The sequence below is a fragment of the Tenacibaculum sp. M341 genome, from assembly GCF_004337695.1.
In the GTDB taxonomy this organism is placed as follows: Bacteria; Bacteroidota; Bacteroidia; order Flavobacteriales; family Flavobacteriaceae; genus Polaribacter.
In genome coordinates this window covers 1-16,875 of sequence record NZ_SJXJ01000016.1, presented here as the reverse complement: position 1 = coordinate 16,875, position 16,875 = coordinate 1, and the positions used below count along the sequence as shown (strand labels likewise).

General features: G+C 29.2%; 15 protein-coding genes. All 15 read left to right on the top strand.

Features of this window, described 5'->3' with window-relative positions:
* Positions 1-32 precede the first annotated feature (32 nt).
* On the top strand, positions 33-1,109 hold the full coding sequence (locus EYW44_RS16270) for a diphosphomevalonate/mevalonate 3,5-bisphosphate decarboxylase family protein (RefSeq protein WP_132724999.1): 1,077 nt from the start codon (positions 33-35) through the stop codon (positions 1,107-1,109).
* A 2-nt stretch (positions 1,110-1,111) separates the two neighbouring features.
* Positions 1,112-1,603 carry a toxin-antitoxin system YwqK family antitoxin gene (locus EYW44_RS16265; protein WP_132724997.1) on the top strand — a complete coding sequence of 164 codons (492 nt, stop codon included), beginning with the start codon at positions 1,112-1,114 and terminating at the stop codon, positions 1,601-1,603.
* Between the two features lie 38 nt (positions 1,604-1,641).
* Positions 1,642-2,568, top strand: a complete 927-nt coding sequence (locus EYW44_RS16260; protein WP_132724995.1) for a mevalonate kinase family protein — start codon at positions 1,642-1,644, stop codon at positions 2,566-2,568.
* 3 nt (positions 2,569-2,571) lie between these two features.
* Positions 2,572-3,489, top strand: a complete 918-nt coding sequence (locus EYW44_RS16255) for a geranylgeranylglycerol-phosphate geranylgeranyltransferase (RefSeq protein ID WP_132724993.1) — start codon at positions 2,572-2,574, stop codon at positions 3,487-3,489.
* Between the two features lie 600 nt (positions 3,490-4,089).
* Entirely contained in the window at positions 4,090-6,990 is a 2,901-nt protein-coding gene (locus EYW44_RS16250) for a sensor histidine kinase (RefSeq protein WP_132724991.1), read from the top strand.
* A gap of 2 nt (positions 6,991-6,992) precedes the next feature.
* Positions 6,993-7,604 carry a response regulator transcription factor gene (locus EYW44_RS16245; RefSeq protein WP_132724989.1) on the top strand — a complete coding sequence of 204 codons (612 nt, stop codon included), beginning with the start codon at positions 6,993-6,995 and terminating at the stop codon, positions 7,602-7,604.
* 86 nt (positions 7,605-7,690) lie between these two features.
* Positions 7,691-8,524: a pseudouridine synthase gene (locus tag EYW44_RS16240; RefSeq protein ID WP_132724987.1), complete on the top strand. Its 834-nt coding sequence runs from the start codon at positions 7,691-7,693 to the stop codon at positions 8,522-8,524.
* Between the two features lie 9 nt (positions 8,525-8,533).
* Positions 8,534-8,998 (top strand): GAF domain-containing protein, encoded by a 465-nt coding sequence (locus EYW44_RS16235; RefSeq protein ID WP_132724985.1) that lies wholly within the window; start codon positions 8,534-8,536, stop codon positions 8,996-8,998.
* A gap of 344 nt (positions 8,999-9,342) precedes the next feature.
* Positions 9,343-10,869, top strand: coding sequence for a bifunctional phosphoribosylaminoimidazolecarboxamide formyltransferase/IMP cyclohydrolase (gene purH / locus EYW44_RS16230; RefSeq protein WP_132724983.1), 1,527 nt, complete (start codon positions 9,343-9,345; stop codon positions 10,867-10,869).
* Positions 10,870-10,949: 80 nt separating this feature from the next.
* Positions 10,950-11,978 carry a rod shape-determining protein gene (locus tag EYW44_RS16225; RefSeq protein ID WP_132724981.1) on the top strand — a complete coding sequence of 343 codons (1,029 nt, stop codon included), beginning with the start codon at positions 10,950-10,952 and terminating at the stop codon, positions 11,976-11,978.
* A gap of 8 nt (positions 11,979-11,986) precedes the next feature.
* Entirely contained in the window at positions 11,987-12,802 is an 816-nt protein-coding gene (gene mreC / locus EYW44_RS16220; RefSeq protein WP_132724979.1) for a rod shape-determining protein MreC, read from the top strand.
* A 40-nt stretch (positions 12,803-12,842) separates the two neighbouring features.
* The gene (locus EYW44_RS16215) at positions 12,843-13,307 is read left to right on the top strand and encodes a hypothetical protein (RefSeq protein WP_243643682.1); all 465 of its coding nucleotides are present in this window, start codon (positions 12,843-12,845) and stop codon (positions 13,305-13,307) included.
* Complete coding sequence (mrdA, locus tag EYW44_RS16210) at positions 13,304-15,193, top strand: penicillin-binding protein 2 (protein WP_132724977.1); 1,890 nt, start codon at positions 13,304-13,306, stop codon at positions 15,191-15,193. The genes EYW44_RS16215 and mrdA overlap by 4 nt, the downstream gene beginning before the upstream one ends.
* The gene (gene rodA, locus EYW44_RS16205; protein WP_132724975.1) at positions 15,174-16,451 is read left to right on the top strand and encodes a rod shape-determining protein RodA; all 1,278 of its coding nucleotides are present in this window, start codon (positions 15,174-15,176) and stop codon (positions 16,449-16,451) included. Before mrdA ends, rodA begins: the two co-directional genes overlap by 20 nt.
* Positions 16,452-16,529: 78 nt before the next feature.
* A complete protein-coding gene (locus tag EYW44_RS16200; protein ID WP_132725149.1) occupies positions 16,530-16,760 on the top strand; it encodes a transposase in 231 nt (76 codons plus the stop codon).
* The last annotated feature ends 115 nt before the right edge of the window (positions 16,761-16,875 follow it).

The window sequence follows — 16,875 nt, the reverse complement described above, 5'->3', positions numbered from 1 at the left end:
CTAAGCTTTATATTTACACCAAATTTTTGACTTTGAATACTGCAGATTTTATACCAAATAATTTTAATTTTTCAATTGAAAAGGCTTCATACAAATGGCAAACTCCTAGCAATATTGCATTGGTAAAGTATTGGGGAAAAAGCAATCCTCAAATACCAAAAAATGCCTCTATTAGTTTTACCTTAAACAATTGTCATACAATTACCTCTATTGACTTTGAAAAAAAGGATTCAGAAGGAATTGAGTTTGAAATTTATTTTGAAGGAAATAAGAAAGAAGAATTTAAACCTAAAATAACTACTTTTTTTGAACGAATTTTAGAATACTGTCCATACATCTCAGCTTATAAAATGTTCATTAATTCAGAAAATTCTTTTCCTCATAGTAGCGGAATTGCTTCTTCTGCAAGTGGTATGAGTGCCATAGCTATGTGTTTACTTAGCTTAGAGAAAGAATTAAATCCTAATATTTCTGAAGATTTTGTAAAACGTAAAGCTTCTTTTTTAGCTCGTTTAGGATCTGGAAGTGCTAGTAGAAGTATTGAAGGACCTTTAGTTGTTTGGGGAGAACATCCTGAAATTCCTGAAAGTTCAAATTTGTATGGTGTGCAATTTCCTTTTGAAGTGGCTCCTATTTTTAAAGAATATCAAGATACTATCTTATTAGTTGATAAAGGAGAAAAACAAGTATCTAGTACTGTTGGTCATAACTTAATGTTTGATCATCCCTATGCAGAAAATCGTTTTAAGCAAGCAAATGATAATTTAAATAAATTATCTAAAATACTACAAGAAGGTGCTATTAAAGATTTCATTACTTTAGTAGAAAGTGAAGCACTAACATTACATGCCATGATGTTAACAAGCCAACCTTATTTCATTTTAATGAAACCAAACACCTTAAAAGTTATCAATGAAATTTGGGAATACAGGGCTGCTACAGGTAGTAATATTTGTTTTACTTTAGACGCGGGAGCAAATGTACACGTATTATATCCGAAGAACGAAAAAGATACTGTACAATCATTTATAGAAGAAAAATTATCTCAATACTGTCAAAACAATCAATTTATCAATGATTATGCTGGTTTAGGAGGTACTAAAATATAACCATGAAAAAAATAGTCTTTATCGCATTCTGTTGTTTCTTTTTATCAACATTGGCAACCAATGCTCAAAAAATTTGGTACACCAAAGATCAAAAAGTAACACAACAAGAAAATGCTACCTACTACAGAGCTAATCCTAAAAAAGTTCGCAAAGGGTATTTACTTAAAGATTATTACAAAAATGGGAACCTTTACATGAAAGGATTTAGCTATAACAAAGTGTTAAATAAAGAAGAATTTCATGGTAAGGTTATTTTTTATTTCAATAATGGAAATCCTAGCACCGAACTCAATTATAAAAATGGAGTTTTAAATGGTGTTAAGAAAATCTATTATGAAACTGGCGAATTAAAATCGACCATACGTTACAAAGACGGAAAACAAGAAGGTGTTTGGAAAACTTTCTACAAAACTGGTAAAATTAAAACCAAAGGAAAGTACTTAAATGGTGAAAAGGTAGGGGTTTGGAAAACCTTTTATAAAAATGTTTATTAATTATTGATTATCTTTGTAAAAAAGATAGATTTCTGAAAATGAAGGGACCTTTATTCTACGCAAAAATATTACTCTTTGGAGAGTATGGAATTATTAAAGATTCGAAAGGATTGGCAATACCATTTAACTCTTACAAAGGTGCTTTAAAAACAGCTCAAAACTTATCTGGTGAAGCTCTAAAATCAAATGAAAGTTTGAAGCGTTTTTGTGATTATTTAAATAATTTAGATACACAATTAGCTTCTTTCGATTTGGAAAGCTTTAACAAAGATATTGATGCTGGAATGTACTTCGATTCTTCTATTCCTCAAGGGTATGGAATTGGTAGTTCTGGTGCGCTAGTTGCCTCTGTATATGAGAAATATGCAAATAATAAAATAACGGTTCTAGAAAATTTAACAAGAGATAAATTACTTAAACTAAAGGAGATTTTTTCTTTAATGGAATCTTTTTTCCACGGAAAAAGCTCTGGTTTAGACCCTTTAAATTCATATTTAAGTCTACCTATTTTAATCAACTCTAAAGAAAATATTGAGGCTACTGGAATTCCTTCTCAAAAGGAAGGTAAAGGTGCTGTATTTTTATTAGATTCTGAACAAATTGGTGAAACAGAACCGATGGTTACTCTTTTCATGAATAAAATGAAAAATGAAGGTTTCAGAAAAATGCTAAGTGAAGAGTTTGTTACCTACACAGATGCTTGTATTGACGATTTTTTAAAGGGCAATGTTAAGTCTTTATTCAAAAACGTTAAATCTTTATCTAAAGTAGTTTTAACTAACTTCAAACCAATGATTCCGAATGCTTTTCATAAAGTTTGGGAGAACGGATTAAAAACTAATGATTACTACCTAAAACTATGTGGTTCTGGTGGTGGTGGTTATATTTTAGGTTTCACCGAAGACTATGAAAAAGCTCAAAAGAGTTTAGAAAATTATAAATTAGAACTTGTCTATAGATTTTAATCTATGAGCAACACCTCGCGCAACTCTTTATTTGTTAAGTTACTTAGCTTACTTTCTGTTGTAAGAGGATATAATATTATGGTATTAATAGCTGCACAATATTTAGCAGCTATTTTTATTTTCTCTAAAGAAAAATCTTTAAAAAATGTATTACTAGACTGGCATCTACTCTATTTAGTTATTGCTACTGTTTGTGTAATTGCTGGAGGATATATCATTAATAACTTTTACGACGGAAAAGCAGATAGAATAAATAAACCTATTAAAACAGGACTTGACAATCAAATCAAACAAGAAACCAAGCTATCTCTATATTTCTTTTTAAATTTTGTTGCATTTGCCTTTAGTACTTTTGTTTCTTTTAAAGCAATTATTTTTTTTTCGGTATACATATTCGGTATATGGTTTTACTCACATAAACTTAAAAAATTCCCGTTAGTTGGTTTAATTTCAGCAACAATATTAACTATTCTACCTTTTTTTGTAGTTTTTGTGCATTTCAAAAACTTTTCTAAAGTTATTTTTATTCATGCTACATTTTTATTTCTAATAATTATGATTAGAGAATTAATTAAAGATTTAGAAAACATAAAAGGTGCTATTGCTAATAATTACAATACTTTTCCTGTAGCTTACGGAGAAAAAAAGACAAAACAATTTATCATTTTTTTGATTGTTTGTACACTGGTACCTATTTTCTTTTTATCAGATTATCCAGCAATAGAATACATGAAATATTATTTCTATTTAGCTTTAATAACTCTTTTATTTATTGCTTTAAATGTTTGGAAAGCATTTCAAAAAAAACAATATCAATTACTTCACAACGTACTAAAAATACTCTTGCTTATAGGTGTTTTTAGTCTTTTGCTAATTGATAAATCTCTTTTACTAGATAAAATAATTGACAAACTACATTAAAATATAAAACTCGAATACCTAGAGAATGGTATTCGAGTTTTCAAAACCTACTTTATAATCCCTTAAATAAAGTATACTTTAATGTCTTTTTTGATGAGCTTTATAAAAAATCGCCTAAAATAATTTAGACGATTTTTGTTTTCTAATCCCCTTTCTATCGTTTAACATAAAACTTTCTCAATCGTAAACAAAAATTCGAAATCTTAAAAACGAACATATTGAGTCGATTTTATGTAACATAAAAATCGTGAAATTAAACAAGTACTTAAAATTAGCTCACAATAATAAGTATCATCTAAATTGTTTAAGAAACCAAATGAACAGGCTTCTCTTTATAAACTATTATTTTTTTACTTTTTTTGAAATGTGTTTTACAAACCCCACATTTATAAGTTGGTTGAAATAGCAATATTTTTTGTATTACACTTCTTTTATTCTTTCTAATCAGTTTTGAATCACAGCTTGGACAAACCATCTCCCTTATTCTTTTTATGTTAATAATCCCCTAAAAACAAAGTTAATATCTAAATTCTATCATCACTCACCCGTTTTGGGTGATTTTTATTTATATTGTTTTGTTGATATTTGTATAAGTAAATTATGACCCCCTTTGATATAAAAAAACATATAATAACTTTTGTATGCTGTTTACTTTGTTGGCATAGTATTTCTCAAAAAATACTTTTTAAACATTACACTACAGAAAATGGCTTACCAGATGATACCACTTATCAAATAATTCAAGACAACAATGGGTTTATTTGGATTGGTACTGACACTGGTATATCTAAATTTAATGGACAAAACTTCATTCAGATTTCAGATCAAGAACTTACTTCTAATTATGTAATAGATATTATTGAAACTAAAAAAAACAATGAATTTATTTTAGCTACCTGGGGTGGTGGTATACACTATCTTCAAAAAGATAGTATTTATAAGCCCAATATAAAAAATGATCAATTCACAAAAGTGAATCAACTATACCAAATAAATGACTCTTTGGTATTAGGCGCTTCAAACTTTATGCAATACATGTATAATTTAAAAAGCAAAACATTAAAATATTACAGCTTAGTTTACAATGACTCTATAAACAAAGTTTCTTTACAAGAAAACGCTAGAACTTTTTTTAATAAAAACTTAATAATTTCAGATGTCAATTTATACAAAGACAAAAACAATGTATACATTTTTAGCTCTGAAATAAATGACCCAGGCATAGCTTCTTTCCCTGGTGTTTATAAATTAAATTCAGAAAAACTTAAAAAAGTAAACATCCCTGCTTTAAATGACAAAATAATTCAATCTTTTCTAAAGCAAGGAAACACAACCATTGCTACCTCTTTTAACTCTTTATTTCTTTTTCATAATGGAGCATTAACTTTTGAAGAAAACTTAGACTTAAAAGAAGGAAAGGTGATACAAACACTTTTAATAGATGACAAATTATACTTTGTTTATAGCTTTAAAAATGATGGACATAGAACATTATTTTCTTATAATTTTACTGACAAGCAACTCTTAAATCTTTCTGAGAAATTACAAATAAAAAGTCATGTTTCTGATATTTTAATTGATAATGATCATAATATTTGGGTGACTACCTATGGACAAGGTGTATTTCAAATTTTAAATAATAACAATCTATTTTTAGACAACTCATCTTTTTACAATCCCGATCTACGAGATATCGTTGAAATTGATGATAATATTTTTATAGTTTCAACAAACATTATATATAATCTTAATCCTGAAGGTAAAATATCATCTATTAGAACTCCTTATTTTACAGAATCGCTATATACAGACGCTAAAAACAACTTGTACAGTATAATGCCTTCTACAGGTGACCAAAGAAGATATAAAGCTGAAATAGGTAATACCATCATTAGAAATATTGGAGGAAAGAAATTTATCTTCAACTATAAAAATCATACCATTGATATTTCGGGAAATAAATATCGTTTTATTGAAAATGATAAGGTAATTTATTCTGATTATTTTAATAAAAACATGTTCAGAAAAGCCAAGAGTGCAATTTTATACAAAAACAAAATTCTTGCTAGCTTTGACAATCAAGGTATTTACGAACTTAATTTAGACAGTAAGAAAACTAAACTCTGGGATAAATCTGTTGATTTAAATGTAAAAAATTACTCAAATATTTTAGTAAAAAAAGACACTTTTTGGATTGGGTCTAACAATGGTATTTTTAAAGTAACACCAGAAAAAACAACTCATTACACTAAAGAAGAAGGTTTAACCAGTAACAATATCAATCATTTATATTTTGATAAGCATGGAGTTTTATGGATTGCAACTCAAAAGGGATTAAATGTTTTATACAATAATCATTTTTATGTAATAGAAAAAGAAACTGGACAAAAATCTACTTCAGTAAAAAAAATAACAGAATTAAATAACTTTATTTATGTTGCTGGTAATAAAGGATTATTTAAGTACGATAACACAGTAAAGTTCTCCCCTACAAACAATACAACCTTATTAATAAAACAAAAAGAAGAAACGTTTAATTTAGAAACCATCAACTTTACAAACCCTAAATCTATTAAAATAGCCTATAAACTTAATAGTGATCCTTGGGTAATTACTTCTAACAATCAATTAAACTTTAACAATAACAAACAAGGTAATTATAAAATTCAATTTAAATACAAGGATAATTTAAGTGATTGGAAATATTCTAAAACTTATACATTTAGTATAAGATACCCTTGGCATCAGCAAACCTCATTTTATATAATTATCATAACACTTTCATTAGGTTTTTTAATCTTACTACTTGGTAAAGGACTTAAAAAAAGTATTCTTAACAATAAAATGCTTGAAAAGAGTATTGAAGAAAAAGAGCAACTAGAAAAAGCTTTAAAAGAAGTTCGTAAAAATGTTGCCAGAGATTTTCACGATGAATTAGGTAACAAATTGGCTAGCATATCTATATCCTCTGGATTGTTAATTGATGATACTTACCAAATAGATGATAAAAAAAGAGAAAAGAAAATACAACAAATAAAAAACGATGCTGATTACCTGTATCACGGTATGAAAGATTTTATATGGTCTTTAGATCATAAAAATGACGATTTACAACAATTACAAGTATATTTAAATGACTTTGGAGAAAGTTTGTTTGAAAACACTAAAATTTCTTTCTATTCTTCTCATAACTTAAATGAAAATCAAATTGTACTACCATATTACTGGAGTAAACAATTGGTATTGATTTTTAAAGAAGCAATGACAAATGTTTTAAAACACAGTAAAGCTTCAAAAGTAGAGTTAGACTTCCATTTTGACAAAAATGAAGTAATTATTTCATTAAAAGATAACGGAATTGGTTTTTCAGAAAAAGAAATCAATAGAATTAATGGAATCAATAATATGAAAGATAGAGCTAAATCAATAGAACAACAATTAACAATCAATTCCTCAGAAAAAGGTACTCTAGTAACTTTTGAAGGGTATTTAAACAACTAGAAATGAGCAAATACAAAACCATTATAATTGAAGACAACGAAAGCATATTAGAAGCCTTTACTGATATTGTTAATTCTTCTAATAACTTCAGTGCTATTGGTTCTTTTACTTCTGGCGAAGAAGCAATCTCTTTTATAGAAACTAAAGAAAAGCCAGATCTTATGCTTGTTGATATTCAATTATTAGGTATAAATGGAATTGAAACCATAAAAAAAGTAAAGAAAAAACATCCTAAGATTCTTCCAATTGTTATTTCTGTTCACGAAAACTCAAAATATATTTTTGATGCCTTATGTGCAGGCGCTGTTGGTTATCTTAATAAAAATACTTCACCCAAAGAATTAATAAATGCTTTAGAACAAGCACATGCAGGTGGAGCACCTATGAGTAGTAATATTGCAAGAAAAGTTGTAGAGTCTTTTCAATCTCCTCAACAGAAAGAACTTTCTGAAAGAGAAAATGAGATTTTAAATTTATTGGCAAAAGGAAAAAGCTATGCTTCTATTGCTGATGAATTATTTTTATCAGTAAATACGATAAAAACCCATACTAGAAACATTTACGAAAAACTTCAGGTGAATAGTAAAAAAGAAATCATAGAAAAATACGGATAAAACAATAACATACAATGTTTTAACTAAAAACTCATTTATAAACTAAAAAATTAGAGTATATTTGCGCCCACTTTAATTTTTTACAAATGAATAAAAATAACTCGTCGAGAGGACGACAAGCTGGGCGTAACAGCAATCCTCCACAAAAGAAAAGAAATTTTTCAAAAAGTAAACCAACTTCAAACAATAAACAATCTAGTCAAAAAGAATCTACTGGAATTAGATTAAACAAGTTTATTTCAAATTCAGGAGTATGCTCAAGAAGAGAAGCTGATACCTATATAGAACATGGAAGTGTTACTGTAAACGGTAAACTTGTTACTGAAATGGGATATAAAGTGCAACCTGATGATGCTGTTCGTTTTGATGGTACTTTAATTTCTATTGAACAAAAAAGATATGTGTTATTAAATAAGCCTAAAAATTACATTACTACAATGGAAGATGACCGAGGTAGAAAAACTGTAATGGAATTGGTAGGTAATGCGACTAACGAGCGTATATATCCTGTAGGTAGACTAGACAGAAATACTACTGGGTTATTGTTATTTACTAATGATGGTGAATTGGCTAAAAAATTAACACATCCAAAACATAATGTTCGTAAATTATACCATGCCTCTTTAGATAAAAAACTTACATTAGCTGATCTTAATAAGTTAAGAGGTGATGTAATTATCGAAGGAAAAAAAGTTTTCATTGATGCTGTTTCTTATGTTCAAGGTGAAAAGAAAACAGAAGTTGGTATAGAAATTCATTCAGGACGTAACAGAATTGTTCGTAAAATTTTTGACCATTTTGGGTATCATGTTGTAAAACTTGACCGTGTAATTTTTGCCGGACTTACTAAGAAAAATTTACCTAGAGGTAGATGGAAAGAATTAACACAACAAGAGGTTAACAACCTTAAAATGCTTTAACTATAAAAAATGGATATAGAAAACATAAAAAACAAAATTGACGCTATTATTGCTGAAGATAATTCTATTGAAAACACTTTACAGCAAATTTGTGATTATTTAAAAGGTGAAATATCTTATTACGATTGGGTAGGTTTTTACTTTAAAAATGGTGATAAAGAAGAATTAAAACTTGCGCAATTTGCTGGTGAACCTACAGACCATACCATAATACCATTTGGTAAAGGTATTTGTGGACAAGTAGCTGTTAGCAACGAAAACTTTGTAGTACAAGATGTTTCTGAACAAGACAATTATATTTCTTGCGGATGGAAAGTAAAATCTGAAATTGTAATACCTATTTTCATCGATGGTGAAAACATTGGTCAAATAGATATTGATTCTCATACTGTAAACCCTTTTACAGACGCAGATGAACAACTTTTAGAGTACGTTTGTAAAGAAATTGCTGTTTTTATGCAAAAAACCGCATAATTACTTGGTTTTTAGGTTTTTTTAATTAGATTTGTAAAAGTTATTAACAATTTTTGCTAAAAACTTTAATTCCCTAAAAATGAGTAAGCAAATTCCCAATTATGAAAGCTTAGGAACGAACACCAAAGCTGACAAGTTGACTTTACTGGAAAAAATAGCTTCTTGGGTAAGAGACTTCCTAGAGAACGCAGAGTAATAAGTCAATAAAGAAAACACAATAAACCGAAAAAGCTTTTAAGTTGTTAACAAGTTTTTTCGGTTTTTTTATTGTTAATATTCCTCTCATATTTTGCTCTACTTTTGAACATTTAGTAAATTTGCGCGCTCAATAACAACACAACAAAATGAGCAATACAAAAAAAATTAAGTCTGCACTTATTTCCGTTTTTCATAAAGATGGTTTAGAACCAATAGCAAAAAAACTTGATGAATTAGGAGTAACTATCTACTCTACTGGAGGTACAGAAGCCTTTTTAAAAGATTTAGGTATAGATGTAGTTCCTGTTGAATCAGTAACTGATTACCCATCTATTTTAGGAGGAAGAGTAAAAACGTTACACCCAAAAGTTTTCGGAGGAATTTTAAATCGTCAAGAAAATGAAAGCGATGTTGCTCAACTTGAAGAATTTAATATTCCTCAAATCGATTTAGTAATTGTTGATTTATATCCTTTTGAAAAAACAGTAGCTTCTGGAGCAAGTGAACAAGATATTATTGAAAAAATAGATATCGGTGGTATTTCACTTATTAGAGCAGCAGCTAAAAACTTTAAAGATACCTTCATCGTTTCTTCGATGGAACAATATGATGGTTTCTTAGAGTTAATTTCAGCAAATAACGGAGAAACAACTTTTGGTGACAGAAAAAAATATGCAGCTAAAGCATTTAATATTTCTTCACACTACGATACTGCAATCTTTAATTACTTTAACGAAGAAGAAGTTGCATACAAAGCAAGTGAAACAATTTCTAAGACTTTAAGATATGGAGAAAATCCTCATCAAAAAGGTTATTTCTTTGGAGATTTAGAAGCGATGTTTGATAAACTTCATGGAAAAGAATTAAGTTACAATAACTTATTAGATGTAGATGCTGCCGTAAACTTAATTAACGAGTTTAAAGGAGAGTTACCAACTTTTGCTATTTTAAAGCACAATAACGCTTGTGGTTTTGCTCAAAGAGAAACTGTTTATCAAGCATATGTGGATGCTTTAGCAGGTGATCCAGTTTCTGCCTTTGGTGGTATCTTAATCACAAACACGAAAATAGACAAAGCTACTGCTGTGGAAATCCATAAATTATTCTGCGAGGTTGTTATTGCTCCTAGTTATGATGATGACGCCCTTGAAGTTTTAAAAGGAAAGAAAAACAGAATTATTTTAATTCAGAAAGAAGTAGCATTAGCTGAACAAACTGTTAGAACAGCTTTAAATGGTGTGTTAGTTCAAGATAAAGATAACAAGACAGATTCTGTTGAAGATTTATCTTACGCTACAAACTTAAAACCTAACCAAAACGAACTAGATGATTTATTATTTGCTTCTAAAATTTGTAAGCATACCAAATCAAACACAATTGTTTTAGTAAAAAACAAACAATTATGTGCTAGTGGAACTGGACAAACAAGTAGAGTTGATGCTTTACGCCAAGCAATAGAAAAAGCTAAAAGTTTTAATTTTGAATTAAATGGTGCTGTAATGGCAAGTGATGCTTTCTTCCCTTTCCCTGACTGTGTAGAAATTGCAGATAATGCTGGTATTAAAAGCGTTATTCAACCTGGAGGTTCAATAAAAGATGAATTAAGTATCAATTATTGTAACGAGCATAATGTATCAATGGTATTTACCGGAACAAGACACTTTAAACATTAATGATTAAGACCTTTTTTCTTCCATTTTTTTTGTTAGATTTGTGAAGAAAGACACATTACTTACTTTAACAACGAAAATTTATGGGATTTTTTGATTTTATGACGGAAAATATTGCAATCGATTTAGGGACTGCAAATACGTTAATAATTCATGATGGCAAAGTAGTAATCGATAGTCCTTCCATTGTCGCAAAAAATATAATGAGTGGAAAAATAATTGCAATTGGCGAAGAAGCCAGAAAAATGCAAGGTAAAACTCATGAAAATATAAAAACTATTCGTCCATTAAAAGATGGAGTAATCGCAGATTTCCATGCTTCGGAAGAAATGATTAAAGAGTTTGTGAAACAAATTCCTGCAATCAGAAAAAAAATCTTCCCTCCTTCTCTTCGAATGGTAATATGTATTCCTTCTGGAATTACAGAAGTTGAGAAAAGAGCCGTTATAGACTCAGCTCGACATATGAATGCAAAAGAAATATATCTAATCTACGAACCAATGGCAGCAGCCATTGGTGTAGGTGTAGATATCATGGAACCTAGAGGTAACATGATTATTGATATAGGTGGTGGTACAACAGAAATTGCTGTTATAGCATTAGCAGGAATTGTTTGTGACCAATCTGTAAAAGTTGCAGGTGATTTATTCACAAGTGATATTATGTATTACATGAGAACACAGCACAACCTTTATGTAGGTGAAACTACCGCTGAAAAAATGAAAATACAAATAGGTGCTGCTACGGAAGACTTAGATGAAGCTCCGGAAGATATGATGGTACAAGGTAGAGACCTTTTAAGTGGAAAGCCTAAACAAGTACAAGTATCTTTTAGAGAAATTGCCAAAGCATTAGATAAATCTATTTTAAGAATTGAAGATGCTGTTATGGAAACTTTATCTAAAACACCTCCTGAATTAGCTGCTGACATTTACAACACTGGTATTTATTTAGCCGGAGGTGGATCAATGTTAAGAGGATTAGATAAAAGATTATCTAGAAAAACAGATTTACCTGTATATGTAGCAGAAGATCCTTTAAGAGCTGTAGTAAGAGGTACTGGAATCGCTCTTAAAAACTTAAACAGATTTAAACCTGTACTAGTTAACTAAATCTTTTTATGCAACAATTAATTTATTTCTTACAGCGATACAAGTTTGGGCTGTACTTCCTTTTGTTGCTTTTAATTTCACTTGGCTTAACTATAAGCAACCATAGTTTTCATAGAAGCAAGTTTGTAAGTTCTACCAACAGTATAACAGGTGGGATTTATGAAAAAGCAAATTCTATTGATAGTTATATGAACTTAAAAAGTGAAAATAAATTATTAATAGAAGAAAACCTACTTCTAAAAAATGAGTTGAACAAGTATAAATCATTATTAGATACTGTTTATAAACAAAATATTGTTGATACTTTATATCAACAGAAATATGAATTAATTTCTGGTAGCATTATAAAAAACCAATTTCACTCTTCTTATAACTATTTAACAATTAATAGAGGAGAAAAGAATGATATTAAAACTGAAATGGGAGTTATCAATCATAAAGGTATTATTGGTATTACAGATAACTCTTCTACAAACTATGCCAGAGTCCAATCCATTTTAAACAGAAATAGTAAAATAAACGCACGTTTTAAAAATAGCACTCATTTTGGTACACTAACTTGGGATACCAAGAGTTATAATATTGTACAATTAGTTGATTTACCTAAACAAGCTGTTTACAGTGTTGGAGATACAATTATTACAGGAGGTAGATCAGCTATTTTTCCTGAAGGTATACCTGTGGGAACTGTGTTACAAAAAAACACTACAACTAGTATTGATGTTGAATTATTTAATGATATGAGTAACGTTAGAAATATCTATATCATCAAAAACTATCACAAAGAAGAAATTAAAAATATAGAGAACCCTACAAATGAATAGAAAAACTTTTTACTTTTCTTTTTTATTTTTCTGTTTAATATTGATACAAGTATTAATTTGTAACAATATTAAAGTTTTCGGATATGTGAATCCGTATATCTATATCGCTTTCATCTTTGTATATCCTTTTAAAAAGAATCGATTTGAGATCTTATCATTAGCTTTTTTACTTGGTTTATGCATAGACTCTTTTTCTAACTCAGGAGGTGCTCATGCCTTTACTACCACATTCATAGCTTTTTTACGTCCATATTTTTTTAGAATTATTTTTCAGAAAACAGACGTAGATTACGAGTTTTTTAAGTTAAATCAAGAAGCTTTTGGTAAAATTTTCAATTTTACTGTAACTTTAACCTTCATACATCACTTTATTCTATTTTCTTTAATTAACTTTAGCTTTGACAACTATCTTAGAGTCTTATCTAACACTTTTTTATCGGGGGTATTTTCACTAGTTGTTTATTTTTTAGGAAATTTTATTTTTAGCAGAAAACAAGAATCTTGAAACGTAATTTTTTATTAATGTTCTTAATAGCACTTGTTAGTGTTATTTTTATTGGACGACTTTTTTATTTACAGGTTATTGAGGGAGGAAATACCAACCCAATAAATAGTGCTACTGTAAAAATTGAATATGACTATCCTGAAAGAGGATTTATTTATGATCGAAACGGTGATTTACTGGTTGCTAATCAGGTATCTTATGATGTTATGATTATACCAAAAGAGGTTACAACATTAGATACACTAGAATTTTGCTCATTACTTAAAATATCAAAAGAAAAATTTACATCTAAACTCATAAAGTTTAAGAATCCTAAAAAACATGCTCCTTGGTTACCAGATGTATTTATAAGTCAAGTAGCCAAAGAAGACTATGCATATCTTCAAGAAAAACTGCATAAGTTTAATGGTTTTTATATTCAAAAAAAAATCATCAGAAATTATCCAGAAAAATCTGCGGCAAATATTCTGGGTTTTTTAGGAGAAGTAAACGAATTACAAGCTAAAAAAAGTGACTATTACAATAAAAGAGATTTAATAGGAAAGTCGGGAGTAGAAAAGTACTACGAAGAGAAATTGAGAGGTGTAAAAGGTAAAAAACACTTTAACAGAGACAACCTAAATAGAGTAACAGGAGCTTATAAAAACGGAATATTTGATACGTTAGCTGTTGCTGGACATGACCTAACATTAACTATAGATAAGGATTTACAAAAATATGGTGAACTATTAATGACAGGAAAAAGAGGAGGAATTGTTGCTATAGAACCTGCTTCTGGTGAAATTTTAGCTTTAGTTACTGCTCCAAGCTACGACCCAAACTTACTTGTAGGTAGAAAAAGGCCTATATATTCCACTATACTTTTTAACGATTCAATTAATAAACCAACAATTGATAGAGGCTTACAAGGAGTATATGCTCCAGGATCTCCTTTCAAAATTTTTAATGGTTTAATTGGATTACAAGAAGGTGTTATTGACAAAAACTCTGCTGTATACTGTAATGGTGGTTATAGATATGGTAAAAGAAAAAATGAATATATGGGATGCCACTGTGGTATTTATGGCAGACCAGTTCGTTTAAAAACAGCTATTTCCAAATCTTGTAATAGTTATTTTGCTGAAACTTATAGAAAAATAATTAATAAATATAAAAACACGAAAGTAGGGTTTGAAAGTTGGAGTAACGAAATAAAAAGTTTTGGCTTAGGAAATTATTTAGGATATGATTTACCTGTTGGACAAAAAGGTTTAGTTCCCAATACTGCTTATTATGATGCTAGATACAACTTTGGTTGGAGAGCTACTACAAACATATCTAATGCTATTGGTCAAGGAGAAATATTAACAACTCCTATTCAACTAGCCAATGCTACTGCTGCAATTGCCAATAGAGGTTTTTACTTTACTCCACATATTGTAAAAAAAATCAAAAGAGAGGAAAATATTGATGAAAAGTTCACTACAAAGAAACTAACTTCGGTTAGCCCTGAACATTTTCCTGAAGTAATTGAAGCCATGCACGAAGTTTTTAAAACAGGTACTGGTAAATATAGCCAAGTAAAAGGTATTGATATCTGTGGTAAAACAGGAACTGTAGAAAATTTTGCCAGAATAGATGGTAAAAAAACTCAATTGAAAGATCATTCTATATTAATTGCTTTCGCTCCTAAAGAGAACCCTAAAATAGCCATGGCTGTTTTTGTAGAAAACGGGGGTTATGGTTCTACGATAGCTGCTCCTATCACTAGTTTAATGATTGAACAATATTTAAACAAAACAGTTGTTAGAAAAAATATTGAGCAGCGAATGATCGATTTAAGCTTACAAGAAGAATACGATAAATTAATACCTAAAAAAGATAGCATTGCGCCAACAACAGAATAACATATTTGCCAATATCGATTGGTTTTCAATCATCTTATTTTTTATTTTAGTCATTTTTGGATGGATGAATATTTATGCTGCATCCTCTACAAATACTGACGGAGAAATCTTAAATTTTTCTACAAGATATGGTAAGCAGCTAATTTTTATTATCCTTACCATTCCATTAATTATTTTAGTACTGTTCCTAAACTCCAAGTTTTATGAACAGTTTTCTAGTTTACTCTATCTTTTTTCCATACTTGTATTAGCTGGAGTACTTGTTTTTGGTAAAAAAATCAATGGTGCTACATCTTGGTATAACTTTGGAGGTATTGGTTTACAACCTTCAGAATTTGCAAAAGCATTCACTGCACTAGCACTGGCTAAATTAATGAGTGATAGACAATACAACTTAAAACTAATAAAAAATCAGGCAAAAGCTTTCTTTATTATCTTTTTACCTGCCTTTTTTATAGCATTACAACCAGATATGGGGTCCGTTTTAATCTACTTTTCTTTCTTTTTTGTTTTAAATAGAGAAGGATTAACTCTAAAATATTTCATTCTAGGTACTACTACGACTGTTCTTTTTTTGCTAACAGTGTACTTTGGAACTTCTTTAGTTTTAATAGGTACAATATCATTTTCAACCTTAATTTTAGCCTACATCATTTATCGTAATAAACAATTCTTACGATTCAACTGGCCTATTATATTAGGTTCTTATGTTGCTTTAACTTTATTTATCATTATCGTAGGATATTCTTATGAAAATATCCTAAAACAACACCAAAAAGATCGTTTTGACTTATTAGTAGGGAAAATAGAAGACAATAGAGGAATTGGTTATAATACTTATCAGTCTGAACAAACAATTAAATCTGGTGGATTTACAGGTAAAGGCTTTTTACAGGGAGATAGAACTCAAGGAAATTTTGTTCCTGAACAAGACACTGACTACATCTTTAGTACAGTTGGAGAAGAATGGGGCTTTTTAGGCACTACTCTAGTGATTATATTATTTGCCACACTATTGTACCGAATTATTTATCTAGCAGAAAACCAAACTAACAAATTCTCTAGAATATACGGTTATGGACTCGCTTCTATATTATTTTTTCATGTAGTTGTAAATATAGGAATGGTTATAGGTTTACTACCTACAATTGGTATACCCCTACCCTTTTTTAGCTATGGAGGCTCTTCTCTTTGGGGTTTTACCCTACTTCTATTCATCTTTATTAGACTAGATGCACATAAGAAATATGATTATTAATTATTCTTGATGACATTAAAGTAAAGAAAGTAACTTTCTTTTCCTTTGTTTTATATGATTTAATAGTTTTTTAAAGCTATTAGAGCAGCATTTAAGCAGTGGAAGAATCAGGTTTTTAAAGCCTTTAATATTGTAGCTAGTTCAATAAATTTTAATTATCAATCAACACTCAATTATTTTGATAATCGAAGTACAAACGTTTCTGCAGAATCTTTTAATGCAAAAATAAAAGCTTTTAGAGCGCAGTTTAGAGGCGTAAGAAATGTAGAATTCGGATCAATCCCAAAAGTTGTGTGTGAATTGAAATAGAATGTTGATTTTTGTAAAAAATAGATTATTACTTGGAATTATCACTAGAGGTTTTAAAATTTATACTACCAGAGTTATTAATTACACATTTTGATTTAACCAAACATGAATTAAA

What these genes read in the sequence shown, in the direction of transcription:
- EYW44_RS16265 (WP_132724997.1), top strand. Translation starts at nt 1,112, where the DNA reads ATGAAAAAAATAGTCTTTATCGCATTCTGTTGTTTCTTTTTATCAACA.
- EYW44_RS16260 (WP_132724995.1), top strand. Translation starts at nt 1,642, where the DNA reads ATGAAGGGACCTTTATTCTACGCAAAAATATTACTCTTTGGAGAGTAT.
- EYW44_RS16255 (WP_132724993.1), top strand. Translation starts at nt 2,572, where the DNA reads ATGAGCAACACCTCGCGCAACTCTTTATTTGTTAAGTTACTTAGCTTA.
- EYW44_RS16250 (WP_132724991.1), top strand. Translation starts at nt 4,090, where the DNA reads ATGACCCCCTTTGATATAAAAAAACATATAATAACTTTTGTATGCTGT.
- EYW44_RS16245 (WP_132724989.1), top strand. Translation starts at nt 6,993, where the DNA reads ATGAGCAAATACAAAACCATTATAATTGAAGACAACGAAAGCATATTA.
- EYW44_RS16240 (WP_132724987.1), top strand. Translation starts at nt 7,691, where the DNA reads ATGAATAAAAATAACTCGTCGAGAGGACGACAAGCTGGGCGTAACAGC.
- EYW44_RS16235 (WP_132724985.1), top strand. Translation starts at nt 8,534, where the DNA reads ATGGATATAGAAAACATAAAAAACAAAATTGACGCTATTATTGCTGAA.
- purH (WP_132724983.1), top strand. Translation starts at nt 9,343, where the DNA reads ATGAGCAATACAAAAAAAATTAAGTCTGCACTTATTTCCGTTTTTCAT.
- EYW44_RS16225 (WP_132724981.1), top strand. Translation starts at nt 10,950, where the DNA reads ATGGGATTTTTTGATTTTATGACGGAAAATATTGCAATCGATTTAGGG.
- mreC (WP_132724979.1), top strand. Translation starts at nt 11,987, where the DNA reads ATGCAACAATTAATTTATTTCTTACAGCGATACAAGTTTGGGCTGTAC.